This is a genomic window from Mesorhizobium sp. M1396 (assembly GCF_040317725.1).
In the GTDB taxonomy this organism is placed as follows: domain Bacteria; phylum Pseudomonadota; class Alphaproteobacteria; order Rhizobiales; family Rhizobiaceae; genus Mesorhizobium.
This window is the reverse complement of sequence record NZ_JAMYLA010000063.1, coordinates 1-26,336: the sequence shown is the minus strand read 5'-3', so window position 1 is coordinate 26,336 and position 26,336 is coordinate 1. Positions and strand designations below refer to the sequence as shown.

Here is a 26,336-nt window from a genome sequence, read left to right as displayed (position 1 = left end):
CCCCAGCCGCCCGACGAAGCTGACAGGGCAACGAATTGTGGACAAACCACCTTCTGATACAGTCACTTCCCATCGGCCCGTCTTTTCATCCCGCTTTATCCACAGAAGCCCACAGCCTCAGGTGACCCCCTGTGAACAAACCCCAAAGCTTCTTCCATCTGCACCTGATTTCCGACGCGACCGGCGAAACGCTGCTCGCCGCCGGCCGGGCGGCTTCGGCGCAATATAAGGATGCGCGCGCCATCGAGCACATCTATCCGCTCATCCGCACTGAGAAGCAGGTGGCGAAAGTGTTCGAGGACATCGAGGAGGAGCCGGGCATCATCCTCTATACGGTCGTCGACCAGAAGCTGGCGCGCGGCATCGACGAGCGCTGCGCGACGATGGGCCTGCCCTGTGTGTCGGTGCTGGAGCCGGTGCTGACCGTGTTCCAGTCCTATCTCGGCACGCCGGCCGGCCGCCGCGTCGGCGCCCAGCATGTTCTCGATGCCGAATATTTCCGCCGCATCGACGCACTCAATTTCACCATGGACCATGATGACGGCCAGCTGCCGCTCAACATGGACGATGCCGATGTCGTGCTGATCGGCATCTCGCGCACCTCGAAGACGCCGACCAGCATCTATCTCGCCAACCGCGGCATCAAGACCGCCAACATTCCGATCGTGCTCGGCGTGCCGGTGCCGGAAAGCCTGGTCAACGCCAGCAAGCCGCTCATCGTCGGGCTGATCGCCACCGCCGAGCGCATCTCGCATGTCAGGCAAAACCGCCTCCTCGGCAACAGCAGTTCTTATGAGGCATCGGACTATGTCGACCGCGCCGCCATCAGCGAAGAGCTCGCTTATGCCCGCAAGATCTGCACGCGCCACGGCTGGCCGATGATCGACGTCAGCCGCCGCTCGATAGAGGAAACGGCGGCGGCTATCGTTGCCCTGCGAGGGAAGTCGCGCTAGGGCAGGTAAGATAAGTGAGCACCAACACCCCTCATCCGACCTCGCTTCGCGAGGCCACCTTCTCCCACAAGGGGAGAAGGAAGGACGTGGCGCCGTCGTCTCCGCAAGGTACCGCCAGTTGGCGATCTGCAGCAGCGTACGCGCGGGACTTCCCTTCTCCCCTTGTGGGAGAAGGTGGCCGAGCGAAGCTCGGTCGGATGAGGGGTGCGTGACGGAACGCCAACCTGGGTGAATCAGCATGACCGAGAAAATCATCCTCGCTTCCGGCAGCCCGTTCCGCAAGGCGATGCTCGTCGATGCCGGCGTCGATGTCGAGGCGGTTCCGGCCGATGTCGACGAGCGGGCGCTCGAGGCGCCCTTGCAGGACAGCGGTGTCTCGCCCGAGGATGTCGCCCTGGTGCTGGCCGAGGCCAAGGCCACCGAAGTCAGCGAGCGCAGGCCGGGCGCCCTGGTGCTCGGCTGCGACCAGACGCTGTCGCTCGGCGACGAGGTGTTCCACAAGCCGGCCGATAGGGAAGGCGCGCGCCGTCATCTGCTGGCGCTGTCGGGCAAGACCCATCAGCTCAACAGCGCTGCCGTGCTGGTCCGCGACGGCGCGGTGCTGTGGCGGCATGTCGGCATCGCTTCGATGACCATGCGCAAGCTCGACCCGCCCTTCATCGGCCGCCATCTCGCCCGCGTCGGTGCCAAGGCGCTGGGAAGCGTCGGCGCCTACCAGATCGAAGGCGAAGGCATCCAGCTGTTCGACAGAATCGAAGGCGATCATTTCACCATTGTCGGCCTGCCGCTGCTGCCGCTGCTGGCCGAACTGCGCACGCTGGGAGCGATCGATGGTTGAGGCGACAAGGAAGGCCTTCGTCACCGGCCACCCGATCAAGCATTCGCGCTCGCCGAAGATCCACGGCTATTGGCTGGCCAGGCATGGCATCGACGGCAGCTATGAGGCCATCGATATCGCGCCGGAAAATTTTGCCGCGTTCGTGAAGACGCTGCAGGCGAACGGCTACCGCGGCGGCAACGTCACCATCCCGCACAAGGAGGCGGCCTTCGCGCTGGCCGAGCGCCGCGACCAGGCGGCGCAAGAGATCGGCGCCGTCAACACGCTGTGGTTCGAGGACGGCGCCTTGTGGGGCGGCAACACCGACGCGCACGGCTTCGCCGCCAACCTCGACGATCATGCGCCGGGCTGGGCGAGCAACGGCCCGGCGGTCGTGCTCGGCGCCGGCGGCGCATCGCGCGCCGTCGTCCATGCGCTGAAGGAGCGCGGCGTCGCCGACATCCGCATCGTCAACCGGACACTCGCCCGGGCTATGGAATTGCGCGATCGTTTAGGCGCCGGCGTTTCGGCGCATGGCATGGCGGCGACCGATGAATTGCTTGGCGATGCCGGCCTGCTGGTCAACACAACCGCACTCGGCATGCATGGCAATGAAGGCCTGCCGGCCGATCCAGCCTTGCTGCCGGACCACGCCATCGTCACCGATATCGTCTACGTGCCGCTGGAGACGCCGCTGCTTGCGGCGGCCCGCGCGAGAAACCTGAAGACGGTCGACGGCCTCGGCATGCTGCTGCATCAGGCGGTGCCCGGCTTCGAGCGCTGGTTCGGCGTCAGGCCGCAAGTCACGGCCGAACTGCGCGCGATCATCGTTGCCGATCTGGTACCGAAGTCATGATCGTGCTCGGTCTCACCGGCTCGATCGGCATGGGCAAGTCGACCACGGCGAAGATGTTCGCCGAGGCCGGCGTGCCGGTCCACGATTCCGACGAGACGGTGCATCGCCTCTATGCCGGCAAGGCCGCGCCCCTGGTCGAGGCGGCCTTTCCCGGCACAACATCTGCCGGCGTGGTCGACCGTGCAAAACTTGGCCAGCGCGTGCTCGGCGACGCCGCCGCGCTGAAGCGCCTGGAAGCGATCATCCATCCGCTGGTGCGCGCCGATGCCGATGCCTTCCTGGCGCGTCATCGTGCCGCCGGCGCGCCGATCGCCGTTCTCGACATTCCGCTGCTGTTCGAAACCGGCGGCCGCGACCGCGTCGACAAGGTCGTCGTCGTCACCGCGCCGGCCGAAATCCAGCGCGAACGCGTGCTGGCGCGGCCCGGCATGACGGAGGAGAAACTGGCGTCGATCCTGGCCAAGCAGGTGCCGGATGCGGAAAAGCGCCGTCAGGCCGATTTCGTCGTCGACACGGGACAGGGTTTCGACGCCGCGCGGGCTGAGGTGAATGCGATCATCAGGCAGCTGACAGGGGTCGGCAAGCCGGGCCACTGACATTTGCTGATAAGGGGCGGCACGAACCTGAAGTGATTATTGTGACCAGCGCGGTTTCCCATTGCCATTTTGTTCCGGTCTCACGATTCTGCTCCCCAGGAGCAACTGATTCGATGCGTGAGATCATCTTCGACACGGAAACCACCGGCCTCGATTCGCGCGATGACCGCGTGATCGAGCTGGGCGCCGTCGAGTTGGTCAACCGCTTTCCGACCGGAAAGACCTTCCACCACTACATCAATCCTCAAGGACGCGCGATCCACGCCGAGGCGCAGGCCGTGCACGGCATCAGCGCTGCGGATCTCGCGGGCAAGCCGACCTTCGCCGAAATTGCGCGGGAATGGCTGGACTTCACCGAGGGCGCCAAGCTGGTCGCCCACAACGCCACCTTCGACGTCGGCTTCCTCAATGTCGAATTCGGCCGGCTGGGTCACCCGATCATCGATAACGGTCTTGTCGTCGATACGCTGGCACTGGCGCGCCGCAAGCACCCGATGGGTCCCAATTCGCTCGACGCGCTCTGCCGGCGCTACGGCATCGACAACACAAGGCGCACCAAGCACGGCGCCCTGCTCGATTCCGAATTGCTGGCCGAGGTCTATATCGAGCTGATCGGCGGCAAGCAGGCAGCCCTCATCCTCGACAGCGCCACCGCGCCGGCGCAAGGCGGCGAGAATGTCCGCCAGATCGAGATTGTGGTAAGCCAGCGCCCGGCATCCTTGCCGCTCCGCCTGACCGAAGCCGAGCGCGCGGCGCACGCCGGCATGGTCGCGACGTTGGGCGAGAAGGCGTTGTGGTTGAAGGTTCTGGGGAATTAGCGACGGTTGGAGGTTGGTTGCAACGAGGTGCCAGCGCCAACCTCGGAGATTGGCCGAAGCCCTCCTCGTCTTCGTCATCCTAGGGCGGAGCAAGGAGCGAAGCGACGCGCGCAGACCCTAGGATCCATGCCGTGACGCAAGCGGCGGATCAAAACGGCCCAAGATCGAGCGCTACCACCCCGTTCCGCGAAACAGCTCGAACCATTCCGGATTGGCCTTTTCGATCAGGTCGATCTTCCATTGACGTGGCCAGCGCTTCAGCGACTTCTCGCGCTGGATGGCATCGGTGATATCGAAAAATTCTTCGTACCAGACCAGCCGCTGCACGCCGTAGCGGCCGGTGAAATGAGAGCCTTGGCCCGACTTGTGCTCCGGCATGCGGCGACCAAGATCGCTGGTAACACCGATATAGATGGTGCCACCCTTCTGGCTCGCAGTCATGTAGACATAACCGGTCATGGTTTTAGCGTAGCGAGCATAGGCGCGGGGACAAGCGCCATTCTGATCCGTTGCATTCTAAGGCAAACGTCACGGCATGGATCCTAGGGTCTGCGCTGCGTCGCTACGCTCCTTGCTCCGCCCTAGAATGACGAAGACGCGAGGACTTCGGCTAACCTCGAAGATTCGCTATCCCACCCCCAAAAACAAAAAACCCGGCGCGAGGGCCGGGCTTTTCACAATCCGTGGCAGGCAGGCCTCAGCTCACCTTGACCTTGGACGCCGCCTGGTCCTCGGCCAGCTTCTGCTGGAACATCTGCGCGAAGTCGATCGGGTCGAGCATCAGCGGCGGGAAGCCGCCATTGCGGGTTGCCTCGGCGATGATCTGGCGGGCGAACGGGAACAAAAGGCGCGGGCATTCGATGAACAGGATCGGCAGCATGTGTTCCTGCGGGAAGCCCGCGACGGCGAACACGCCGCCATAGACCAGCTCGACGTTGAACAGCACTTCCTGGTCGAAGGACGCCTTGGCGTTCAGCGTCAGATTGACGTCGAACTGCTTGTCGGAGAGCGGGTTGGCGTTGACGTTGACGTTGATGGCGATGCCGGGCGCCTTGTCGCGGCCGCGCAGCGAATTCGGCGCGCCGGGGCTCTCGAAGGAAAGATCCTTAACATATTGCGCCAAAACGTTGAGCGACGGCTGCGCCGCGTTTCCGTTTCCGTTGGCTGCGCCGACCGGCGCGTCATCTTTGCTGGCCATAAGCCTTGTCCTCTTGCCTGGGCAGCGTCGCTGACCGAATTGAAATCGGGCGTTCGCTACCATGGCGGGGATGACAAGACAAGGTTTGCCGCCTTCTTCTCCCGTCCCGGGATGGCGCTAGGCGGCGGCCTCAATCGTCCTTGAGGCGGCGCCAGGGCGAGTTGTGGTCCGGTCCGCGCTTGAAGTCGTCTTCGCGCGAATAATCGCCATCCTCGAGGTCGATGGTCTTGTCGCGCCGCCGGCCGCGGAAGCCGCCGGTCGAAAAATTCGTGGCCAGCACGACGCGGCCCTTCAAGGCCCGCCAGGCGAGGTCGCGGACCGGCGGCAGGAACAGCAGCAGGCCGATAATGTCCGTGATGAAACCGGGGATGATCAAAAGGATCGCCGCCAGCACGATCATGGCGCCATGCGCAAGCTGCCCGCTCGGATCGCGGCCGGCGTCCATTTCGGCGCGGATACGCGTCATGACGCCGAAACCCTGATGCCTGAGCAGCAGCGCGCCGGCGATACCAGACGCCAGCACCAGGCCGACCGTCGCCAAAGCGCCGACCTGGCGACCGACGACCACGAAGCCGGCGATTTCCAGCAGCGGAAGTGCCAGGACAAAAAGCGGAAGGAACGAAATGCGCAAGTCTTGGCAACCTTTCGGATCGTTGTGATCGTTTCGATTGTTTAGGCGGCGAGCAATCGCCGCTGGCACTGAGGCCGTTAGATAGGTATGCCTGCCTTTGATTTGAATGATTGCGCCTTGCGTTCTATATGCTTTGAATGTTGAACGCTATGCGACCGCGGCCATTGGGCCCGACGGTCCGGCCACAGGGCAGGGATTGATTGGCGGAAGATATGGGTTTCTTCGACTTCGGCACGATTTTCTTCCTGATTGCGGCGGTGGTCATCTTTTTCCAGCTGCGCAATGTGCTGGGCCGTCGCACCGGCAGCGAACGGCCGCCCTTCGATCCCTATACGGCGGCCCGCGGTGGCGACAAGGATGCCGCCCAGAAATCCGAGAACGTCGTCTCGCTGCCGCGCAAGCGTCTGCCGGGCGAGCCCGCGGCCGACACCTATGCGGCGATCGACGCCTTCGCCAAGCCCGACACCGACCTCAACAAGGGGCTGCGCGCGATCAAGGACAACGACCCGTCCTTCGAGCCGAAGAGTTTCGTCGACGGCGCCAAGATGGCCTATGAGATGATCGTCATGGCCTATGCCGACGGCGACCGCAAAACGCTGAAGAACCTGTTGTCGCGCGAGGTCTTTGACGGCTTTGTCGCGGCAATAGGCGAGCGCGAGGCCAAGGCTGAGAAGATCCAGTCGTCTTTCGTCGGCATCGACAAGGCCGACATCGTCTCGGCCGAGATGAAGGGCGGCGAGGCGCATGTCACGCTGCGCATCATCAGCGAGCTGATTTCGGCGACCCGCGACAAGGCCGGCGCGGTGATCGATGGCGACCCGGAAACCGTGGCCGAGGTCAAGGACGTCTGGACCTTCGCCCGCGACACACGCTCGCGCGATCCCAACTGGAAGCTCGTCGCCACCGAGGAAGAAGACTGAACCCGGAACGGCGGCGAGGCTCCGGTGTCGCTATCGCCTCTCTTTGTCGGAAAATCTTTTGCCGATCTCCCCGGCTGGGACGATGACGACCATCTGGCGGCCTTCGAAGCCTTTCGCCGTTCAGCCTTTCACGTCCTGACCAAACCGTATCGCAGCGGTGCGCTCGGCGTCGATTTTGATGCCTTCACCAAGGCCTACGCCGAGGCTCGCACCGTTTCGCCGCCGAATCGGTCGGGGAAGGAGGCCCGCACCTTTTTCGAGCGCCATTTCATTCCAGCGCATATCGGCGGCGAGAATGGCGGCGTCGGCCTCGTCACCGGTTTTTATGAGCCCGTCGTCGAAGCGTCGCCGGTGCGAACCGAGCGCTTTTCGGTGCCGCTGCTGTCGCGCCCGGCCGATCTCGTCGATATCGACGACGGCAACCGGCCGCCCAGCCTGGACCCTTACCTCGCCTTCGCTCGCCAGACCGGGGACCGGCTGGTCGAATATCCCGACCGTGGCGAGATCGAGCGCGGGGCGCTGGCCGGCAAAGGCCTGGAAATCGCCTGGCTGGCCGACAAGGTCGATGCCTTTTTCATTCACGTGCAGGGTGCCGCACGACTGAACATGACCGACGGCCGGCTTTCCCGCGTCACCTATGCCGCCAAATCCGGCCAGCGCTTCACCGGGCCCGGCAAGGTGTTGAGCGAACTGGGAGAAATCCCGTTGGCGCAGGTGACGATGCAGTCGATCCGCGCCTGGTTCAAGGCGCATCCGGACCGCGTCGACGAGATCCTGTGGCGGAACCGCTCCTACATCTTCTTCCGCGAGGCCAATGTCGAGGACAGGTCGCTCGGTCCGATCGCCGCCGCCAAGGTGCCGCTGACGCCGGGACGATCGATTGCCGTCGACCGCCTGCTGCACACATTCGGCACGCCGTTCTATATCGATGCGCCGACGCTCACCGCCTTCGACGCCAAACCGTTCCGGCGCCTGATGATCGCGCAGGACACAGGCTCGGCCATCACCGGGCCGGCGCGGGGAGATCTCTTCGCCGGTTCCGGCGATGCGGCCGGCGAGATCGCGGGCGTGGTGCGCAACGCCGCGGATTTTTATGCGCTGGTGCCGCGCACGCTTATTTCGGACGCGAATCGATGATCCGGCGCACCGAGAAGCTGAGCGAAGACGACCGCGTTCTGTGGAACCTGGTGGCGCGCACGGCCAAGCCGCTCAAGGGCAGGATCGCCGTCGACATTCCCGAAATTGCCACCGAGGCCAGGCCGACACCGCCGCAAGCGGCGCCGGCCGCCGCCAATCCGCCCGGCGCGGCAAAGCCGAAGACGCAGCATGTCGCGCATGCGCTCGACGAGCCGACGCTGGACAAGCTGTCGAAGGGCCGGCTGCCGATCGAAGGCCGGGTCGATCTGCACGGCCTGACCCAGGACGAGGCCTATTCGCTGCTGTTCTCGTTCCTGCACCGGGCGCATGCCGGCGGCATCCGCTATGTCCTGGTCATAACCGGCAAGGGATCGTCCTCAGGCGGCGATGGCGTCTTGCGGCGCGCCGTGCCGGCCTGGCTGTCGACGCCTGCTTTCCGCCCGCTGGTCTCCAGCCACGACCACGCCGCCCGCAACCATGGCGGTTCGGGCGCGCTTTATATCCGGCTGCGGCGGCTTCGATCGTGAGGAGTTCGCTCATGAAGGTGGGTGCATGACCCCGTTCGGCGAGAAGCTGCGGGCGCTGCGAGGCGAACGCGGCGTCAGCCAGAAGGACATGGCGGCGGCGATCGGCGTCAGCGCCGCCTACCTGTCTGCGCTCGAGCATGGCAGGCGCGGCGCGCCGACCTGGACGCTGATCCAGAAGATCATCGGTTATTTCAACATCATCTGGGACGACGCCGAGGATCTGGCGCGGCTGGCCGAAGCCTCGCATCCCCGCGTCAAGCTCGACACGTCGGGTCTAAGCCCCGCCGCTACCGAACTGGCCAATCTGCTGGCCGAGAACATCGAAAAACTCGACGAGGCGGAGCTTCGCCGCATTACCGCCTCGATCCGCGCGGCGCTCGGCCGGCGACCGTAGCCTCGCGATCCGCGCCGGAGGCGCGCCTTGGCGATTTTCTCGCAAAGGCGTCCCGCTTTACGCAAAGAGATGCCCGCCGGCGATCCGCCAGCAGGCATCTGTGGTGAGATCATTTCTTGCCGGCCGTGCCGCCATTGTTTCCCCGGCCGCCCTTGTCGTTATGGTCGTGGCCATTGTTTCCACCGCCCAGGCAGTTCGACTCGCCGACGCTGCAACAGCGGCCGCTCCACAAATCGTTGGTAGAGGTGTTGGCGCAGCTTGGGATGGTCTGGTTGGCCAAGGCGGGTCCGGCCAGTGCCGATAACGCGATGGCGGCGAGGAATGCATTTCGCAAAAGTAAAGTCATCTGAAGTCTCCATGATTGGTTTCCGTCTACGGCCATGTGTCGTCGGCCGGAAGGAAATGGTTCACGGAGAGATGTGAAATTCTGTCGGAGGTGGTGTCGCGAGCAGCGACAGGGATCCAGTTGGCAACGCCTCGCCGCCCCTCATCCGCCTGCCGGCACCTTCTCCCCGTATAGTGACGGGGAGAAGGGAACTGGTCGCGACCTCGTCGCTCTTCTTGCAACGTTGATGATTGGCGAAACTGTTGGTGACGGCGTCTTTCTCCCCGTCACTATACGGGGAGTTGAGGAGCGGTCCGCGAAGCGGACGAAAAGCCAATTGCTTGGCTTTTCGAGTGACGAACGCCCGGCAGGGCAATGAGGGGCGGCGCCGACCTTGGCATTGTAAAACAACGGAGAAACGCATCCCATGGGAGGCGCGAGCGCCGTCACGCTTTGAAGCGGCTGCGTCCAGCCGCTACTACTGAACCGCGCCGACCAGGACCTGCTGGCCGCCGCGGATCGAGACCCAGCGGCCGGTGTTGTCGATCGCCTGCCGCTTGAGGAAGCGGTAGCCGGTCGCGTCCCACGCCTTGACCTTGTCGGTCAGATTGTCGAGCACGTAGTCGCCCTTGTCGGTGCGCACCGTCAGCACGGCGTGGCCCTCGCCGTCAGGCTTGCGCACGACGGTGATCAGCAAATCGGCAAGCGAGATGCTCATGCGCGAAAGCTGGCGCCGCTTCTCCAGCACGTAGTCCTCGCAATCGCCGACGTCCTTGTCAGGATAGGCCCAGACCTCGTCCTTGCCATAAATGTCCATGTCGCTCATCGGCTTGACGGCGGCGTTGACCCTGGCGGTGACGTTGAGAAGCTTGCGCATCAGCCCGTCGGTCATCGGGGCCGGCGCGAGATTGGACGGGCGGATCGAGCATTCGCTGGGATGCAGCTTGCAGAAATCATAGTGGCCGATCGGCTGCGAGGTGAGGCCCCCGGTCGCCATCGCTCCGGCCGCCAAAGCCGGTGCTATCCAGCCTCCCGTTACCGCCAGACCAGCCGCCGCACATGCGCGCAGCCTTCGCGCCACTGATGAGGAAATCATTGTCCCCGCTCACCCTTTGTTATTAACGAAAGGTTAAGGGGGATTTACAGTCCATGTCAATTACGACGACGGCCGGATTGTCGGCATGGTTACCCGAGGGGCTGGACAGCGGCACTTGTGCAACAGGATCGCCGGCGGTTTTGCCGACCGAATCGCCCGAATTGTCGCCTCCAGGCCTTGTTTTATGCATGTCGTGCCCCAAAGCCACTGCGACCTCGGGTCACGCCCGTGAATTATCTTTTGGCTGTACGGACCAGCTTCGGCTTCACCGCGACACGGTTCTGGCGGCCATAGCTGGTGATGAAGTCGACGATGCGCGGCACGATTTCGGAGCGGAAGCGCGAGCCGTTGAACACGCCGTAATGGCCGACCGCCGGCTGCATGTAGTGGGCATGCCGCTCAGTGGGGATGTTGGGGCACAAATCATGCGCGGCCTTAGTCTGGCCAAGGCCGGAAATATCGTCGTTCTCGCCTTCGACCGTGAACAGCGCGACGTTGCGGATATCAGACGGATCGATCCTGGTGCCGCGATGCGTCATCTCACCCTTGGGCAAGGCCTGGCGCACGAAGACGGTATCGACGGTCTGCAGGTAGAACTCCGCCGTCAGGTCCATGACAGCCAGATATTCGTCGTAAAAATCGCGGTGCTTCACGGCATTGTCGCCGTCATGCTTCACAAGGTGCATGAAGAAGTCCTTGTGGGCGATGATGTGGCGGTCGAGGTTCATGCTCATGAAGCCGGACAGCTGCAGGAAGCCCGGATAGACCTCGCGGCCGAAGCCCGGCACCGGCCACGGCGCGCTCATGATGACATTGTCGCGGAACCAGTCGATGCCCTTTTCCTGCGCCAGCAGATTGACCGCGGTCGGGTTGCGGCGAGTGTCGATCGGCCCGCCCATCAGGGTCATCGTCGAGGGCACGAAGGGATCGCCCTTGGTTTCCATCAGCGCCACGGCGGCCAGCACCGGCACCGAAGGCTGGCACACCGCCATCACATGCGTGTCGGGACCCAGCGCATGCAGCATGTCGATGATGTAGTCGATATAATCGTCGAGATCGAAGCTGCCGTCGGCCAGCGGAACCATGCGGGCATCGACCCAGTCGGTGATGTGCACGTCGGCATGGGGCAGCATGGCTTCCACCGTGCCGCGCAGCAGCGTCGCATAGTGGCCCGACATCGGCGCCACGATCAAAAGCTTTGGGTCGGGCTTGCGCCCGGCGGGAACGGAGCGTTCGAAGCGGACGAGATTGCAGAACGGCCGCGACCAGACGGTCTTCTCGGCGACCTCGACGCTCTTCCAGTCGACCACTGTCTTGTCGAGGCCGAAGGTCGGCTTGCCGTAGCGGCGCGTCGTGCGCTCGAACAATTCGGCGGTCGCCGCGATCGAACGGCCGAAGGACGTGTGCGAAAACGGATTGAGCGGATTTCTGTAGAACAGCCGCACCGCATCGGCATAGAGGCGCGCCGGCTGCAAGGCCGCGTGGTTCATTTCGTAGAGCTGGTAGAACATCGAGAACCCCGCTGCTGCTGCGACCGAAGGGACGACGAGCAGCGCCGAGCCTTAAATGTCTCGCGGCGAAGTTAACAACTAATTGCTGCGATGCAATACGTCACGCGGCGTGACCAATGCTTCTTTGGTTCAAGGCACTGGGAATCGGCCCTGAATGGCGCCAGCCGGCTCAGTGTGCGGCTGCGAAATGTGTAAGTAATGTGTCCGGCCCCTCTTGCCGGAAACAGGAAGCTCAGACGCGCGCCATGCACACGGAAGTGTGGCCGGAACCAATGAAGCCGAGCTGGCCGGCCGCACCCTTCGACAGGTCGAGCACGCGACCCCTGATGAACGGGCCGCGATCGTTGATGCGCACGACGACGCTGCGGCCGTTGTTCTTGTTGGTTACCCTGAGCTTGGTGCCGAAAGGCAAAGTGCGGTGGGCGGCGGTCATTGCCGACGGGTTCATGCGCTCGCCCGATGCGGTCTTCGAGTGCAGGGCATACCACGAGGCGCGGCCGCACTGGCTGGCGGCGGTTGCCGAAGATGCGCCGACCATTAGGCCAGCAACGATCGTTACCGCGACAAGCGCGGTCTGTTTTGAGTTCTTCATATTTGAGGGATGGCTCCGTTTTCGACAGACCCCAGCCGTTAGGAGCCAAATAAGGCGGGAAATGCGGCAATCATCTGTCGGTTCCGTGGCGATGGCACACGTTTGGAGTCACTGGGTAACAGTCTGTCAGGGATTTTCCAGCGCGCGCTGATCAATTGATCATGATCTTCGACACGATATCCGGGATTTGTTTGACAAGATCGAACGTTGATATCCAAGTAGAAGTGCGCGCGATCGGGTCCCTTCCTTTGGCTCTTTCATCGTGGCCGCAACCCCGCAACCGATCGACTTTGAAAGCGAGATCCATCAATGAGACTGACCAAAAATCTGCTGGCGTTGGTTGTGCTGGCCATTGGTGCGCTGTGGTCGCTGCAAGGCGTTGGCGTGATCGGCGGCAGCTTCATGACCGGCCAGTCGCAATGGCTCTATATCGGCCTCGTCACCATGCTGGTCGGCCTGATTGGGCTGGTGTGGGCGAACCGGTCAGGAGGGTAAGCTGCGATGGGAAGCGCTGGCGATCCGTCGCCTCGGCATCGCGAAGGATCGTGCGGAGCCGCCGGTTGCAATTGGCGAAAACGCCCATCCCTTCGTCATCCACGGGCGGAGCAAGGAGCGCAGCGACGCAGCGCAGACCCGAGGATCCATGCCGCGACTCAAACGCGTCGTCACGGTGGAGAATTCTGCTCTGCTGCATACTTCGGCCAAGGTCACGGCATGTATCCTCGGGTCTTCGCTTCCGCTCCGCCCGTGGATGACGAAGTCGGGGAGGCCTCGGCCAAATTCCGAACGTTGAACTGCTTCTGCCCCGACAGCCTTACCCGAACAGCCGGTCCAGAATCTTGCCCTCGAGCCGCGCAAGCTCGACGGAACCGCGCCGGCGTGGCCGCTCCACGGGCACATCCAGATCGAGCGCGATCCGGCCTTCGCTGATCACCACGACCCGATCGGCGAGCGCGACCGCCTCGGCGACATCATGCGTGACCAGCACGGCGGTGAACTTCTGCGCCAGCCAGATGCGCTCCAGAAGCTGCTGCATCTCGATGCGGGTCAGCGCGTCGAGCGCGCCTAGCGGCTCGTCGAGCGCCAGGATCTGCGGGTGGCCGACCAGCGCCCGGGCCAGCGCCACGCGCTGCTTCTGGCCGCCGGACAGCACCGAGGGCCATTCGTCGGCACGATCGGCAAGCCCGACCGCGCCGAGAATGTCGAGCGCGCGTTGGCGCGCCTCCGCGCCGGAAGCTATCCCGGTCAGCCCGACCTGCACGTTTTTCACCACGCTGGCCCAGGGCAACAGCCGTGGTTCCTGGAACATGAAGCGGGTGCGGCCGTGGCCTTCCTCTTCCACTCCGAATGTCAGCGATCCTGATGTCGGCCGGTCGAGCCCGGCCAGCAGCCTGAGCAGCGTGCTCTTGCCGCAGCCGCTCTTGCCGATGACGGCAAGGAACTGCCCGGCCGGCACATCCAGATCGATGCCGTCGAGCACGATCTTGTCGCCGAAGCGCTTGCCGACTTGCCTGAAGGCAAAGGCCCGCTGTCCTTCGACCGAGCCTATCGGCCGCGCCGGCGTGGCAACGAAGGAGCGGGCTGCGGTCAGGCTGGCGGCTGTCATGGGCAATATCTCATTCGTTTTGGAAGGCCGGATGCCAGCCGAGCGACAGCCGCTCGAGCAGGCGGGCGAGGCTGTCGGCGAGCTTGCCGAGCAGCGCATAGATCAGGATCGACAGCACGACGACATCGATCAGCAGGAATTCTCGCGCCTGCATGGCCATGTAGCCGAGGCCGGAACTGGCCGAGATGGTTTCGGCGACGATCAGCGTCAGCCACATGATGCCCAAGGCATAGCGCAGGCCGACGAAGATCGCCGGCAGCGCGCCAGGCAGGATCACGCGGAAGAACAGGGCGCGGCGATCCATGCCGTAGACGCGGCCCATCTCGACCAGCTGCGGATCGACGCTTTGGATGCCGAGCAGCGTGTTGACGTAGATCGGAAAGAACACGCCGAGCGCCACCAGGAACAGCTTTGCTTCCTCGTCGATGCCGAACCACAGAATGACCAGCGGGATCAGCGCCAGGTGCGGAATGTTGCGGATCATCTGCAGCGTCGTGTCGGTCAGGCCGCGGCTCAGCGTCGACAATCCGTTGGCGAGCCCAAGCGCAAAGCCGATCGAGCCGCCGACGGCGAAGCCGGCAAGCGCGCGTGCGGTGCTGATGCCGATGTTGCGGATCAGTTCGCCCGACAGCGTCAGCCGCCAGAAGGCCTCGGCGACGGCGCTTGGCGCCGGCAGCACGTTGGCCGGCATGACGCCCGCCCGTGATGCAATCTCCCAGCCGGCGATCACCAGCGCCGGCAGCAGCCAGCCGATGCCATTGCCGCGGAGGCCTGCGCCAAAGCTCATGACGAGGCCTGCAGGCGGTTGGCGCCATGGAAGCCGACCGAGAATTCGTTGGCGATGTTCTCATGCGCCCCCTGCCGCCTGGTGCCGAGCCCGAGTTTTGGGAATAGCAGCTCGGCGACGCGGTAGGCTTCCTCGAGATGCGGATAGCCGGAGCCGATGATGGTATCGATGCCGATCGCCTGATATTCGCGGATGCGCTCGGTGATCTGCTCCGGCGTGCCGACCAGAGCCGTGCCGGCGCCGCCGCGCACCAGCCCGACGCCGGCCCACAGATTGGGCGACACCACCAGCCTGTCGCGACGGCCGCCATGCAGTTCGGCCATGCGACGCTGGCCGACCGAGTCCATCTGGGTGAGGAAACGCGCCTGCGCGTTTTCGATCTGGGCGTCGGTGACGTGTCTGATCAGCCGGTCGGCGGCGCGCCAGGCTTCCTCCTCGGTCTCGCGCACGATGAAATGCAGCCTGATGCCGAAGCGCAGTTTTCTGCCGCGCAGCGCCGCTTTCCTGCGTGCCGCAGCGAGCTTCTCGGCCACCTGCGCCGGCGGCTCGCCCCAGGTCAGGTACATGTCGACCAGATCGGCGGCGAGATCCTGCCCGGCATCCGACGACCCGCCGAAATAAAGCGGCGGCCGCTCTTGGCGCGGCAAAAGGTCGAGGCGGCCATTCTCGACGCGGTAATATTTGCCGTCGAAATTGACGCGCTCGCCCGACACCAGTCCGCGCCAGATGGTCAGGAATTCATGCGCCTGGGCGTAGCGCTCGTCATGCGGCAGGAAGACGCCGTCGCCGGCGAGCTCGGTCGGATTGCCGCCGACCACGACATTGAGCAGAAGCCGGCCATTGCTCAGCCGGTCGAGGGCCGCCGTCTGGCGCGCGGCAAAGGTTGGCAGCGTCACGCCCGGCCGCAGCGCGACGAGGAATTTCAGTTTTTCGGTGAGCGTCGCAAGGCCCGTCGCGGTGATCCAGGAATCCTCGCAGTTTTGTCCGGTCGGCAACAGCACGCCGGGAAAGCCAAGCCTGTCGACCGCCTGCGCGATCTCCTTGAAGTAGCCGAACTCCGGCGGCCGCTGCTGCTCCTCGGAACCGAGATAGGAGCCGTCGCCATGCGTCGGGATGAACCAGAAGAAAGCGAGCGGTGCGGTGCTGGCTGGCGCGGTCATGTCTGGCCTCTTGGAAGGTGCAAACGTCGAACGGCGCCGGGCGTTCTCGCCCGGCACCGTCGGAGAGAAAATCAATTGCCTGGCGCGGTCCACACCGCGTCGGAAATGCGGACCGCCTTCGGGATCAGCCCGAGCTTGAAGAAGCGGTCGGCGGTCGCCTGCTGGCCCGCGACGATCTCGTCGGTGATCGGAATGATGCCGAATTTGGTGCGGTTGGCGGCGATCGTCTGCGCGTCGAGCGGCACACCGGTCACCTCGTGCAGCGCCTCGGCCACCTTGTCGCGGTTCTGGTCGGCCCATTTCGCCGCCTCGCCGAGGGCCGCGATCGTCGTCGTGACGATCTCGGGGTGCGCCTTGGCGAAATCCTTGTTGGCGAGGAAATAGGTGTTGACCCTGAGCACCTCGCTGGAGCGGGCCAGCACACGCGGCTGGTAGCGGGTTTCGGCGATGGCGAAGAACGGATCCCAGACGGCCCAGGCGTCGATCTGGTCGCTGGCGAAGGCGGCGGCCGCATCCGCGGGGCTCAGATAGACCGGCGTGATCTGGTCGAACGGAATGCCGGCCTTTTCCAGCGCGGCGACGAGCAGATTGTGCGCACTGGTGCCCTTGCCGACGCCGACGCGTTTGCCTTTCAGGTCGGCGACCGACTGGATCGGCGAGGCCGGCTTGACGAAGATCGCCTCGCCCTCGCCATTCGACGGCAGTGCCGCCGCATAGACAATATTGGCGCCAGCCGACTGGCCGAAGATCGGCGGCGCATCGCCGGTCCATCCGGCATCGATGGCGCCGACGTTGAGGGCTTCGACCAGCGGCGGCCCGGAGGTGAACTCGACCCATTTGACGGTGACGCCCTTGTCTTCAAGCGCCTTTTCGATCACCTGCTGCTGCTTGGCGATCACCGGCAGGCCGGTCTTCTGATAGCCGATGCTGAACTGCTTCAGCTCCTGCGCGGCGGCGCCGAACGACACGGCAACGCTTGCCGCCAGCAGCCCGATGCCGAAAATACGTCTGGTCAGATTGAAGTGCTTGGTAAGATTGAACATGACCCTCTCCTTCGATGGGCACCGGCGCCGGGAAAATGGCTCGCCGGTTGGAAGATGGGATCAGGCTAGGTAGTTCTATAAACTTAGTAGAGGAATGATTTTGCGAGTTCGTTAGGGCAGATGGAATTGTTTTCTGCGGCAGCCCATCGCTTCGTCATCCTAGGGCGAAGCAAGGAGCGCAGCGACGCGGCGCAGACCCTAGGATCCATGCCGTGACGGTGATGCTACGCTCCGGCGGTGCAAGGGACCGAGCGCCTACCTTCCATTGTCGTGGCCAGCGCTTCAGTGATTTTTCGCGCTGGATGGCGTCGGTAATGTCGAAATACTCTTCGTACCAGACCAGCCGCTGCACACCGTAATGGCTGGTGAAGCGTGAGCCGGTGCCTGATTTGTGCTCCGGCATGCGGCGACCAAGATCGTTGGTGACGCCGATATAGATCGTGCCGCGCTTCTGGCTTGCGGTCATATAGACGTAACCGGTCATGGTTTCAGGGTAGCGAGCGTCGGTACGCGCACAAGCGCCATTTTGATCCGCCGCATTCTATGACAAATGTCACGGCATGGATCCTAGGGTCTGCGCCGCGTCGCTTCGCTCCTTGCTTCGCCCTAGGATGACGAAGGGAAGGGTTGTTTCGGCCAGCCTCGAGGCGTCCGATTGGGCTAAATGGCGATCAACTCGCCAAGCACCCGCCGCCCCTCACTGCGACCAATATTGCCAGGCCCAGTAAAAACTCTCGTCGCGTGGCGGCAGCCGGTCGCGCTCGGCGTCCCAGCGCACCGGCGCGGGCGATTTCGGTTGCTGTTCAAGCGGTTGGCTTTCCCTGGTCCGGGCGAGAAGCCAGTTGCCGACCTGGGCGAACAGCACGGCGGTGGAATGGGTCATCGTGATCCTCTCCTGCTCTTCCGGTTCCAATCACTCCCGTCCCGCCCACGGGACAAGCACCCGTTCGATCCTGCGGATGGTGAATTCGAGCACGAAGGCGATGGCCGCGATCACCAATATGCCCATCACCACCACGTCGGTGACGAGGAACTGGGCGGCCGACTGGATCATGAAGCCAAGCCCGCGCGTCGCCGCTACCAGTTCGGCGGCGACCAGGGTCGACCAGCCGGCGCCGAGCGCGATGCGCAGTCCGGTCAGGATCGCGGGCAGCGCGCTGGGCAGGATGACGTGGCGGACTACCTGTCCTCGTGTCGCGCCAAGCGAGCGCGCCGCGTTGATGCGCTCCTGCGAGACGCCGCGAACGCCGGACGCGGTCGACAATGCCACCGGCGCCAGCATCGCGATCGCGATGACCAGGATCTTCGACGGCTCGCCGATGCCGAACCAGATGATGACCAGCGGCAGATAGGCGAGCGGCGGGATCGGCCGCAGGAATTCCAGCAGCGGATCGAAGATGCCGCGTCCTACCGTGCTGATGCCGATGGCCAGACCAACCGGCACGCCGACGAGGATGGCGGCGACCAGCGCGGCAAAGACTCGGCCCAGGCTGGCGACGACATGCTGCAGCAGCGTCGCATCGACGAAGCCGTCGCGAGCGACGACGATGAATTTGGTCCATACCGCGAGCGGCGAGGGCAGGAACACCGGCGACACCAGTTGCAGGCGGGCCGACAGCGCCCACAGGGCCAACACCATCAGGATGGTGACCGCGCTGACCGCCCGCGCCGAAATGCCTTTGCGCTTCGGGCTGGGCCGCGACCATGGCACCGACAGGCCGTCCGCTTCGTCGATCTTGTGTTCCGACCGTTCCGTGTAGGAGGTAACGGTCATGCCGCCTCTCCTTCGAAGATCGCATCGGTCAGTTCGCCTCGAGCCGTGGCAAAAGCCGGGTCGGCCTTGATAGTGCGAATGGCCTCGCCGGCCGCGTAGCGCCTGGAGAAACCAGGCTCGAAGCTCCGCACCACGCGGCCCGGGCCGGGCGCCAGCACGACGATGCGGGTTGCGAGGACCAGCGCCTCCTCGATGCCGTGCGTCACCATCAGCACGCCGACATCGCTTGCCGTCCACAGATCGAGCAGCGTCGTCTGCATGCGCTCGCGCGTCAGCGCGTCGAGGGCGCCAAGCGGCTCGTCGAGCAGCAGGAATTCGGGTTCGGCGGCCAGGGCGCGAGCCAGGCCGACGCGCTGGCGCATGCCGCCGGAAAGCTCCCAGATGTGCTTGTCGCCGGCGTCGGTGAGCTTCACCAGCGCCAAAAGTTCATCGGCGCGGCGCGCCCGCTCGGCCGGTCTGACACCGCGCAGCCGCAGCGCGAAGGCAACGTTTTCGCGCGCGGTCAGCCACGGAAACAGCGCATCGTTCTGGAACACCACCGCCCGGTCCGAGCTAGGTGCTGTGATCGGCCTGCCGTTGATGGAGGCGCGCCCACGCGCCGGCGCGACAAGGCCGGCGGCGACATTGAGCAGCGAGGTCTTGCCGCAACCGGAACGGCCGACCAGCACGACGAAGTCGCCCCTGGCGATATCGATCGAAACCCGTTCGACGGCCGGTGCTGCCTGGCCGTCATATTGGATCGAGACCTTGTCCAGTACGAGATGCGGCATGGGTGCCTCGCCGATTTGGAAGGAAAATCCGACTGCCCTGGAACAGCTCCTCGTCAGCGGTTCCGGGGCAGGCAGCACGCGGCGTCAGGGAAGAAGATCCGCGCGCGTTCAGTTGGTGTCAGGCGCTCAGTTCGAGGCCAGCGCCTGGGTGACGTATTTCGACGACACATATTTCGAATAGTCCGGCAGCACGGCGTCGATCTTGCCTTGCTCCTTGAGGAAGGCGGACGCCGCTTCGATCGCCTTGACCGTGCTGCCGCCGAGGAATTTGTCCGAAGCCTGCTCTTCCAGCGTCGGGAAGACATAGCCCTTGAGCAGCTGCGGCACCTCTTCCAGCTTGGCGCCGGTGAGCTTGGCGATCGCGGCCGCCTGTGGCGACGAAACCGACCACGCATCAGGCTTGGCGAGGAATTCGGAATAGGCCGCACCCGTTACCTTGACGAAGTCGCGCACGGCCTCGGGGTTCTTTTCGGCAAAGTCGGTGCGCACGATCCAGGCGTCGAAGGTCGGCGCGCCCCAGGCCGCGACCTGCGAGGAATCCAGCACAACCTTGCCCGTCGTCTTGATCTGCCCGAGTGCCGGATCCCAGACATAGGCCGCGTCGATATCGCCGCGCGAGAAGGCCGCCGCGATCTCCGGTGGCCGCAGGTTGAGGATCTCGACCGACTTCGGATCGACGCCCTCGTGCTTCAACGCGGCGAGCAGGCTGTAATGCGTCGTCGAGACGAAAGGCACGGCGACTTTCTTGCCGGCGAGGTCGGCGACTTTCTCGATACCGGCGCCGTTGCGCGCCACCAGCGCCTCGGATTGCCCGATCAGGCCGACGACGAAGATGGTCTGGATCGGCAGCTCGCGGCTTGCCGCCGCCGCCAGCGGGCTCGAGCCGACATAGCCTATGTCGACCGAGCCGGATGCGACCGCGGCGATGACATCGGCGCCGGAATCGAATTTGCGCCAATCGATCGCCGCCTTCGTCGCCTTTTCATAGGCGCCGTCGGCCTGCGGCACCTTCGAGGGTTCGACCACCGTCTGGTAGCCGATGGTGATCTTGAGGTCGTCGGCAAGGGCCGGGCCGAGGAAGGCGGCACCGGCAAGTGCCGCCGACGAGAGCAGAACAATGCGTCGCGAAATGGTGGACATGAAGGGCTCCTGAGAAGAGAAAAATCGGAATGCCCCATGATAGTCAGCTAATTCTATCGCTCTTGTAGAGTTAAATCCTTCCAACGAAGGCGGGCTTGTTAGAAAAAAGTCGTCGGTGGTGAGGTGGCGAGGCGGATAGGGCAGCTACGGCGGGCAAACATCAGGCGTCGCGCAGGGCGAACCTTTTAATGCCGGCGGGACAGCACGCCCCTCTGTCCTGCCGGACATCTCCCCCGCAAGGAGGGAGATCGGCTGTCATCCCGGCTTTCGCCAATCTCCACCGTTGCAAGAAGAGCGGAGCGCCGAAGCTGCCAATCTCCCCCCTTGCGGGGGAGATGCCCGGCAGGGCAGAGGGGGGTGCTGTCCCGCCAGCCTCTCAATTCTGCGCCGCCGATCACGAACCTAAATTCCTCCATCGACCCAAATCAGGCAAATCCATGCCTCGAACAGCCCTCGATTCGAAAACATCTTCCACGTGTTCGGGGGTAAGTATAGTATTCTTATCGACATGAGGTAGTTGGAGTCGACGATGAGCGGCCACCACATCATCATGATCGCTAGCGGCATGGATCGGCTTTCGCCGTCGCGTCAGTCGATGCCAGCCACATCCAGCCCTGGAGGACCATTTGCCATCCCGCTGCCGTCGAAGCGCAGTTTTGTGCTCTTAAGGGCACAAAGGCTGGTCAAAATGGCCGCAGCGGCTTGAAAACGAAGCAAAATCAACATTCCTCGGCTTGTACATCATGTCACTAGAATTTATGTGTCATGGCAGTCTGGACGCGGCGGGGACGCCCACCAGGCGTTGGGCAATCGATGGTTCCATGCCGTCGCATGACAGAGAAATTTTGATTTCATGCTCACGAAAAAGGGTAAGTACGGCCTCAAGGCGCTCGTCCACCTCGCGCGATTGCCGGCCGGACAGCTCGCCTTCGTCAACGACATCGCCATCGGCAACAACATCCCGAAGAAGTTTCTCGACGCCATCCTGGGCGAGCTGCGCAATGCCGGCTTCGTCCAGAGCCGCAAGGGCAAGGATGGCGGCTACCGCCTGGCGCGCCCCGCCGACGAGATCAAGGTCGGCCATGTCGTGCGCGTCCTCGATGGGCCGCTGGCGCCGATTCCTTGCGCCAGCCGCACCCAGTACCAGCGCTGTGAAGATTGCAACGAGGCGACATGCCAAGTCCGACATCTGATGCTCGAGGTCCGGCAGGCGATCGCCGAGGTGCTCGATCAGCGCAGCCTCGCCGAGATGCGCGACATCGCCCTCGAAGACCTTCCGGTCGCGGGCGATATCGACCTGGCGATCGGCGTGAAGGTCCAGGCCTGACACTGGCGCCGCGCACGTTGCGGGCAGGCCTATGACCGGGCGCGCCAACTCGATCATCATCGTCGGCGGCGGTGCCAGTGGCGTCGTGCTGGCCGCGCATCTGCTGAAATCGCCCAATCCCGACCTGCGCGTCACGCTGATCGAAAAGCGCCCGCATTTCGGCCAGGGCATCGCCTATTCGACGCTGCTGTCGGCGCATGTGCTCAATGTCAGTGCCGCCGGCATGAGCGCCTATGCCGACGATCCCGGCAATTTCTGGCGCTGGCTGCTGGAGCGCGGCCTGGCAAGTCAGGACCAGGCGCCGGTCTACGCGCCGCGCAGCATCTACGCCCGTTATCTCGGCGAGTTGCTAGACGAGCTGGAGGCGCGTGAAAAGCAGAGTGGCCGTCTGCGTCTGATCCACGAGGAAAGCCTTTCGATCACGCCCACCGCTTCCGGCGTCGAGGCCGCGCTGGCCAATGGCACCAGCGTCGTTGCGCATCTGGCCGTGCTGGCGACCGGCCATGACGAGGAGCCGGCGCAAGGCCATGCCATCAGGATGGGCTCGGAAGCCGACACCGCGCTCCCCCCCGACAGGAGCGTCATGGTGCTGGGCACCGGCCTGAGCATGGTCGACGCCTTCCTGGCGCTGGAACAGCGTGGCCATCGCGGCGACATCATAGCCGTATCGCGGCGCGGCCTGCTGCCCTCGCCGCATCGCAAGGGCAATCCGATCAAGCTCGACGTCGCCGACATTCCGCTCGGCACCCAATTGTCCTATTTCGTCGGCTGGTTCCGCGACCTGATCAAGGAAAACCAGAAGGCCGGCATCGACTGGCGCGACGTCGTCGACGGCCTGCGGCCGTTCAACCAGAAGATCTGGCAGAACTGGCCGGCTTCCGCCAAGCGCCGCTTCGTCGAGCATACCAAGGCCTGGTGGGACATCCATCGCCATCGCATGGCGCCCGAGGTCTATGCGAGGGTGACGGAAGCCGTGCAATCCGGCCGCATCCGCCTGGTCGCCGGCCGCGTCGTGGACATCGCCAAGAATGGCGAATTCACCGTCCAGATCCAGTCGCGCCACACCCAGCGCCTCGAGACATTCGAGGTCGCCCGCATCTATGATTGCTCTGGTATCGTCAGGGACATCTCGACCTCGTCGAACAGCGTCGTGCGCTCGCTGGTCGATCGCGGCCTGGCGCGGCCGGATCCGCTGCGCATCGGCCTCGACGTGTCGGCCAATTGCGCGATCATCGCCGGCGACGGCAGCGTGTCCAACAAGATCCTCGCCGTCGGCCCGCTGACGCGCGGCACCTTCTTCGAGATCGACGCCATCCCGGACATCCGCGTGCAGTGTGCGAGGTTGAGCAAGCGGCTGTTGGGCTGAGGCAGCGGTGCTATGGTTTCGTCATCCTAGGGCGAAGCAAGGAGCGAAGCGACGCGGCGCAGACCCGAGGATGACGAGGTTGAGGAGGAATTTCATTCCGCATCTGGCCGGTTGATTGGCACGATCTATCTTCTTTCCGACAGCAAAGGGCTGGAAAAGAGGATACGCTGCCGCTCTGCCTCGAGGCGGTCGCTTGGTCATGGAGCATCGATATGAGCGAGCACGAGATCGCCGCGGCCGACGCGTTGTCGCGCCTGCGTCCGCCCTATAAGTCGGTTCTCGACCTGATCGGCCAGACGCCGGTGGTCGAGCTGACCAAGTTCGACGCCGGCAAATGCCGGCTGTTCATCAAGCTCGAAAGCCAGAACCCCGGCGGCTCGATCAAGGACCGCATCGCATTGTCGATGATCGCCGCGGCCGAGAGAGAGGGAAAGCTCCGGCGCGGCGGCACCATCGTCGAGGCGACCGCCGGCAATACCGGCCTCGGCCTCGCCCAGGTCGGCATCCCCAAAGGCTACCGCATCGTGCTGGTCGTGCCCGACAAGATGTCGCGCGAAAAGATCCAGCATCTGCGCGCGCTCGGCGCCGAGGTGCGCATGACGCGCTCCGATGTCGGCAAGGGCCATGCGGAATATTACCAGGACATGGCCGAGAAGATCGCGGCGGAAACGCCCGGCGCCTTTTATGCCAACCAGTTCGCCAACCCTGCCAACCCACTGGCACATGAAACCACCACCGGTCCGGAAATTTTTTCGCAGCTCGACGGTGACGTCGACGCGGTGGTCGTCGGCGTCGGCTCGGGCGGCACGCTGACCGGGCTCGGCCGCTACTTCGCCAAGGTCTCGCCGAAGACCGAGATGGTGCTGGCCGATCCGGTCGGCTCTGTGCTGGCGCCGCTGATCAAGACCGGCAAGATGGAGGAGGCCGGCAGCTGGACCGTGGAAGGCATTGGCGAGGATTTCGTGCCGCCCAATGCCGATTTGTCGCTGGTGAAAAAGGCGTACTCCATTCCCGACAAGCAGAGCATGCTGGCCGTGCGCGACCTCCTGTCCAAGGAAGGCATCCTGGCCGGCTCGTCGTCGGGCACGCTGCTGTCGGCGGCCCTGCGCTATTGCCGCGAGCAAACCTCCGCGAAACGGGTCGTCACCTTCGTCTGCGACAGCGGCAACAAATATCTGTCGAAAGTGTTCGACGATTTCTGGCTGGCCGAACAGGGCCTGGCCGAGCACGAGCAGCATGGCGATCTGCGCGACCTGGTGATGCGCTCGCACCGCACCGGCGACACCGTCTATGTCGGGCCGGACGAAAGCCTGCTCAACGCCTATGGCCGCATGCGCCGCTCCGATGTTTCGCAGCTGCCGGTGCTCGACAATGGCAAGCTCGTCGGCATCGTGGACGAAAGCGATATCCTGGCCAAGGTCGACGGCCCCTATGACGGCCGCTGGGAGCGTTTCAACGCCCCGGTGCGCACGGCCATGACCTCCAATTTGCACACGCTGCAGGCCAGCCAGACGCTGGATGCGCTGCTGCCGGTGTTCGACCGCAATGAGGTCGCCATCATCTTCGACGGCGACGAGTTCGTCGGCCTGATTACCCGCATCGACCTGATCAACCATCTGAGGCGCGCACGATGACTTCACCACCCGGCAAGAACCGCCTGGCCTTCTCGACGCGCACCATCCATGGCGGCCAGAGCCACGATCCGCTGACCGGCGCGGTGATGGTGCCGATCTACGCCACCTCGACCTTTGCCCAGCAGTCGCCCGGCCTGCACAAGGGCTTTGAGTATGCCCGCAGCCAGAACCCGACCCGCTTTGCCTTCGAGCGCGCCGTGGCCGACCTCGAAAGCGGCTCGGCCGCCTTCGCCTTCGCGTCCGGCCTGGCCTCGATCGCCACCGTTCTGGAGCTGCTCGATTCCGGCGCCCATATCGTCGCCACCGACGACATCTATGGCGGTTCCTTCCGCTTGATGGAGCGGGTGCGAAAACGCTCGGCCAATCTGCAGGTCAGTTTCGTCGACTTCACCGATCTTGCTGCAGTCGAGGCGGCAATCCGCCCGGAAACGAAAATGCTCTGGGTCGAGACGCCGACCAACCCGCTGCTGCGCATCGTCGACCTCGAAGGCGTCGCGGCCCTCGCTAGGCGCAAGGGGGTTCTCACGGTCGCCGACAACACGTTTTGCAGCCCCTATATTCAGCGGCCGCTGGAGCTCGGCATCGACATCGTCGTGCACTCGACGACCAAATATCTCAACGGCCATTCCGACATGGTCGGCGGCGTGGCTGTTGTCGGCGACAACAAGGATTTGGCCGCCCAGCTGAAATTCCTGCAGAACGCCATCGGCGCCATTTCAGGCCCGTTCGACAGCTTTCTGGCGCTGCGCGGCCTGAAGACCCTGGCGCTCAGGATGGAGCGTCATTCGTCGAATGGCCTCAAGATCGCCACGTGGTTGGAAGGACGCAAGGACGTGCGCCGCGTCATCTATCCCGGCCTCGCCAGCCATCCGCAGCATGAGATCGCCAGGCGGCAGATGCATGCCTTCGGCGGCATGATATCAGCCGTGCTGGATCGCGACCTTGCCGGCACCAAGAAGTTCCTTGAGCGCACGCAGCTGTTCACGCTCGCCGAAAGCCTCGGCGGGGTGGAGAGCCTGATCGAGCACCCGGCATTGATGACGCATGGGTCTATTCCGGCTGAAAAGCGGGCGGAGATCGGCATTTCGGATTCGCTGGTGCGGCTGTCGGCGGGCATCGAGGATGGCGATGATCTTATCGCGGATCTGGATCAGGCGCTGGGGGGATAGCGGGCTGATGTCGCGGCGAGGAAGATGCGGCGGCGCAGGGGTAAACCGGTTCTGTAGCGATCCTTCACACCCCCCTCTGTCCTGCCGGACATCTCCCCCGCAAGGCAGGGCTGTCCGGGGAAATTTATTCATATATGAAGGCCATCTGATTGAGGGAGGATCGGTCTCTTGGTCGGCTCGGATTGACCG

General features: G+C 64.1%; 31 protein-coding genes. 14 read left to right on the top strand and 17 right to left on the bottom strand.

Annotation, left to right across the window (positions count from 1 at the left end):
* The first annotated feature begins 131 nt into the window (after positions 1 to 131).
* From NKH02_RS29560 to dnaQ, 5 genes are all read left to right on the top strand, one after another.
* Positions 132 to 953: a pyruvate, water dikinase regulatory protein gene (locus tag NKH02_RS29560; protein WP_352873650.1), complete on the top strand. Its 822-nt coding sequence runs from the start codon at positions 132 to 134 to the stop codon at positions 951 to 953.
* A 238-nt stretch (positions 954 to 1,191) separates the two neighbouring features.
* Positions 1,192 to 1,791 carry a Maf-like protein gene (locus NKH02_RS29555; RefSeq protein ID WP_352883190.1) on the top strand — a complete coding sequence of 200 codons (600 nt, stop codon included), beginning with the start codon at positions 1,192 to 1,194 and terminating at the stop codon, positions 1,789 to 1,791.
* On the top strand, positions 1,784 to 2,626 hold the full coding sequence (locus tag NKH02_RS29550) for a shikimate dehydrogenase (RefSeq protein ID WP_352883189.1): 843 nt from the start codon (positions 1,784 to 1,786) through the stop codon (positions 2,624 to 2,626). Before NKH02_RS29555 ends, NKH02_RS29550 begins: the two co-directional genes overlap by 8 nt.
* Positions 2,623 to 3,222 carry a dephospho-CoA kinase gene (gene coaE, locus NKH02_RS29545; RefSeq protein WP_352883188.1) on the top strand — a complete coding sequence of 200 codons (600 nt, stop codon included), beginning with the start codon at positions 2,623 to 2,625 and terminating at the stop codon, positions 3,220 to 3,222. The genes NKH02_RS29550 and coaE overlap by 4 nt, the downstream gene beginning before the upstream one ends.
* A 113-nt stretch (positions 3,223 to 3,335) precedes the next feature.
* On the top strand, positions 3,336 to 4,040 hold the full coding sequence (gene dnaQ, locus NKH02_RS29540; protein WP_352883187.1) for a DNA polymerase III subunit epsilon: 705 nt from the start codon (positions 3,336 to 3,338) through the stop codon (positions 4,038 to 4,040).
* 171 nt (positions 4,041 to 4,211) lie between these two features.
* Here dnaQ and NKH02_RS29535 read toward each other — a convergent pair whose 3' ends face one another.
* From NKH02_RS29535 to NKH02_RS29525, 3 genes are all read right to left on the bottom strand, one after another.
* Positions 4,212 to 4,499, bottom strand: coding sequence for a GIY-YIG nuclease family protein (locus NKH02_RS29535; protein WP_352873641.1), 288 nt, complete (start codon positions 4,497 to 4,499; stop codon positions 4,212 to 4,214).
* 238 nt (positions 4,500 to 4,737) lie between these two features.
* The gene (gene secB / locus NKH02_RS29530) at positions 4,738 to 5,238 is read right to left on the bottom strand and encodes a protein-export chaperone SecB (RefSeq protein WP_352873639.1); all 501 of its coding nucleotides are present in this window, start codon (positions 5,236 to 5,238) and stop codon (positions 4,738 to 4,740) included.
* A 130-nt stretch (positions 5,239 to 5,368) separates the two neighbouring features.
* Positions 5,369 to 5,869, bottom strand: a complete 501-nt coding sequence (locus NKH02_RS29525) for an FxsA family protein (RefSeq protein ID WP_352883185.1) — start codon at positions 5,867 to 5,869, stop codon at positions 5,369 to 5,371.
* Positions 5,870 to 6,081: 212 nt separating this feature from the next.
* Here NKH02_RS29525 and NKH02_RS29520 point away from each other — a divergent pair, with 212 nt between their 5' ends.
* The 4 genes from NKH02_RS29520 to NKH02_RS29505 are packed head-to-tail and all read left to right on the top strand — an operon-like array spanning position 6,082 to position 8,847.
* Complete coding sequence (locus NKH02_RS29520; protein WP_352753887.1) at positions 6,082 to 6,789, top strand: Tim44/TimA family putative adaptor protein; 708 nt, start codon at positions 6,082 to 6,084, stop codon at positions 6,787 to 6,789.
* 24 nt (positions 6,790 to 6,813) lie between these two features.
* Positions 6,814 to 7,926, top strand: a complete 1,113-nt coding sequence (gene mltA / locus NKH02_RS29515) for a murein transglycosylase A (RefSeq protein WP_352883184.1) — start codon at positions 6,814 to 6,816, stop codon at positions 7,924 to 7,926.
* Complete coding sequence (locus tag NKH02_RS29510) at positions 7,923 to 8,453, top strand: Smr/MutS family protein (protein WP_352883182.1); 531 nt, start codon at positions 7,923 to 7,925, stop codon at positions 8,451 to 8,453. Before mltA ends, NKH02_RS29510 begins: the two co-directional genes overlap by 4 nt.
* 25 nt (positions 8,454 to 8,478) lie before the next feature.
* Positions 8,479 to 8,847: a helix-turn-helix domain-containing protein gene (locus tag NKH02_RS29505; RefSeq protein ID WP_352873632.1), complete on the top strand. Its 369-nt coding sequence runs from the start codon at positions 8,479 to 8,481 to the stop codon at positions 8,845 to 8,847.
* Between the two features lie 109 nt (positions 8,848 to 8,956).
* On the opposite strand, the gene NKH02_RS29500 is transcribed toward NKH02_RS29505, so the two are convergent.
* The 4 genes from NKH02_RS29500 to NKH02_RS29485 all read right to left on the bottom strand — a co-directional run bounded on the left by NKH02_RS29500 (position 8,957) and on the right by NKH02_RS29485 (position 12,371).
* Entirely contained in the window at positions 8,957 to 9,193 is a 237-nt protein-coding gene (locus tag NKH02_RS29500) for a hypothetical protein (RefSeq protein WP_352883181.1), read from the bottom strand.
* A gap of 457 nt (positions 9,194 to 9,650) precedes the next feature.
* Positions 9,651 to 10,268, bottom strand: a complete 618-nt coding sequence (locus NKH02_RS29495; protein ID WP_352883179.1) for a transglutaminase-like cysteine peptidase — start codon at positions 10,266 to 10,268, stop codon at positions 9,651 to 9,653.
* Between the two features lie 233 nt (positions 10,269 to 10,501).
* Entirely contained in the window at positions 10,502 to 11,779 is a 1,278-nt protein-coding gene (locus NKH02_RS29490) for a polyhydroxyalkanoate depolymerase (RefSeq protein ID WP_352873627.1), read from the bottom strand.
* A gap of 232 nt (positions 11,780 to 12,011) precedes the next feature.
* The gene (locus NKH02_RS29485; RefSeq protein ID WP_352873625.1) at positions 12,012 to 12,371 is read right to left on the bottom strand and encodes a septal ring lytic transglycosylase RlpA family protein; all 360 of its coding nucleotides are present in this window, start codon (positions 12,369 to 12,371) and stop codon (positions 12,012 to 12,014) included.
* A gap of 309 nt (positions 12,372 to 12,680) precedes the next feature.
* Between NKH02_RS29485 and NKH02_RS29480 the strand changes: the two genes are divergently transcribed.
* On the top strand, positions 12,681 to 12,866 hold the full coding sequence (locus NKH02_RS29480) for a hypothetical protein (protein WP_352873624.1): 186 nt from the start codon (positions 12,681 to 12,683) through the stop codon (positions 12,864 to 12,866).
* Positions 12,867 to 13,185: 319 nt separating this feature from the next.
* Here NKH02_RS29480 and NKH02_RS29475 read toward each other — a convergent pair whose 3' ends face one another.
* The 10 genes from NKH02_RS29475 to NKH02_RS29430 all read right to left on the bottom strand — a co-directional run bounded on the left by NKH02_RS29475 (position 13,186) and on the right by NKH02_RS29430 (position 21,377).
* Positions 13,186 to 13,977, bottom strand: a complete 792-nt coding sequence (locus NKH02_RS29475; RefSeq protein WP_352874077.1) for an ATP-binding cassette domain-containing protein — start codon at positions 13,975 to 13,977, stop codon at positions 13,186 to 13,188.
* A 10-nt stretch (positions 13,978 to 13,987) separates the two neighbouring features.
* A complete protein-coding gene (locus NKH02_RS29470; protein WP_352874078.1) occupies positions 13,988 to 14,764 on the bottom strand; it encodes an ABC transporter permease subunit in 777 nt (258 codons plus the stop codon).
* The gene (gene ssuD, locus NKH02_RS29465) at positions 14,761 to 15,924 is read right to left on the bottom strand and encodes an FMNH2-dependent alkanesulfonate monooxygenase (RefSeq protein ID WP_352883178.1); all 1,164 of its coding nucleotides are present in this window, start codon (positions 15,922 to 15,924) and stop codon (positions 14,761 to 14,763) included. Before ssuD ends, NKH02_RS29470 begins: the two co-directional genes overlap by 4 nt.
* A gap of 71 nt (positions 15,925 to 15,995) precedes the next feature.
* Positions 15,996 to 16,967, bottom strand: a complete 972-nt coding sequence (locus tag NKH02_RS29460; RefSeq protein WP_352883176.1) for a sulfonate ABC transporter substrate-binding protein — start codon at positions 16,965 to 16,967, stop codon at positions 15,996 to 15,998.
* 154 nt (positions 16,968 to 17,121) lie between these two features.
* Positions 17,122 to 17,451, bottom strand: a complete 330-nt coding sequence (locus tag NKH02_RS29455) for a GIY-YIG nuclease family protein (RefSeq protein WP_352883175.1) — start codon at positions 17,449 to 17,451, stop codon at positions 17,122 to 17,124.
* A 213-nt stretch (positions 17,452 to 17,664) separates the two neighbouring features.
* Positions 17,665 to 17,850: a hypothetical protein gene (locus NKH02_RS29450; protein WP_352883174.1), complete on the bottom strand. Its 186-nt coding sequence runs from the start codon at positions 17,848 to 17,850 to the stop codon at positions 17,665 to 17,667.
* A gap of 30 nt (positions 17,851 to 17,880) precedes the next feature.
* On the bottom strand, positions 17,881 to 18,741 hold the full coding sequence (locus NKH02_RS29445) for an ABC transporter permease subunit (protein WP_352883173.1): 861 nt from the start codon (positions 18,739 to 18,741) through the stop codon (positions 17,881 to 17,883).
* The gene (locus NKH02_RS29440) at positions 18,738 to 19,511 is read right to left on the bottom strand and encodes a taurine ABC transporter ATP-binding protein (protein ID WP_352883172.1); all 774 of its coding nucleotides are present in this window, start codon (positions 19,509 to 19,511) and stop codon (positions 18,738 to 18,740) included. Before NKH02_RS29440 ends, NKH02_RS29445 begins: the two co-directional genes overlap by 4 nt.
* Before the next feature lie 126 nt (positions 19,512 to 19,637).
* Positions 19,638 to 20,651, bottom strand: coding sequence for a taurine ABC transporter substrate-binding protein (gene tauA / locus NKH02_RS29435; RefSeq protein ID WP_352883171.1), 1,014 nt, complete (start codon positions 20,649 to 20,651; stop codon positions 19,638 to 19,640).
* A gap of 588 nt (positions 20,652 to 21,239) precedes the next feature.
* Entirely contained in the window at positions 21,240 to 21,377 is a 138-nt protein-coding gene (locus NKH02_RS29430; protein WP_352883170.1) for a hypothetical protein, read from the bottom strand.
* Between the two features lie 127 nt (positions 21,378 to 21,504).
* Between NKH02_RS29430 and NKH02_RS29425 the strand changes: the two genes are divergently transcribed.
* The 4 genes from NKH02_RS29425 to NKH02_RS29410 all read left to right on the top strand — a co-directional run bounded on the left by NKH02_RS29425 (position 21,505) and on the right by NKH02_RS29410 (position 26,147).
* Positions 21,505 to 21,978 (top strand): RrF2 family transcriptional regulator, encoded by a 474-nt coding sequence (locus NKH02_RS29425; RefSeq protein WP_352883169.1) that lies wholly within the window; start codon positions 21,505 to 21,507, stop codon positions 21,976 to 21,978.
* A gap of 31 nt (positions 21,979 to 22,009) precedes the next feature.
* Positions 22,010 to 23,344: an FAD/NAD(P)-binding protein gene (locus NKH02_RS29420; RefSeq protein ID WP_352883168.1), complete on the top strand. Its 1,335-nt coding sequence runs from the start codon at positions 22,010 to 22,012 to the stop codon at positions 23,342 to 23,344.
* A 212-nt stretch (positions 23,345 to 23,556) separates the two neighbouring features.
* Positions 23,557 to 24,978 (top strand): pyridoxal-phosphate dependent enzyme, encoded by a 1,422-nt coding sequence (locus NKH02_RS29415; protein WP_352873521.1) that lies wholly within the window; start codon positions 23,557 to 23,559, stop codon positions 24,976 to 24,978.
* Positions 24,975 to 26,147: a trans-sulfuration enzyme family protein gene (locus NKH02_RS29410; protein ID WP_352883167.1), complete on the top strand. Its 1,173-nt coding sequence runs from the start codon at positions 24,975 to 24,977 to the stop codon at positions 26,145 to 26,147. The genes NKH02_RS29415 and NKH02_RS29410 overlap by 4 nt, the downstream gene beginning before the upstream one ends.
* Positions 26,148 to 26,336: the final 189 nt, after the last annotated feature.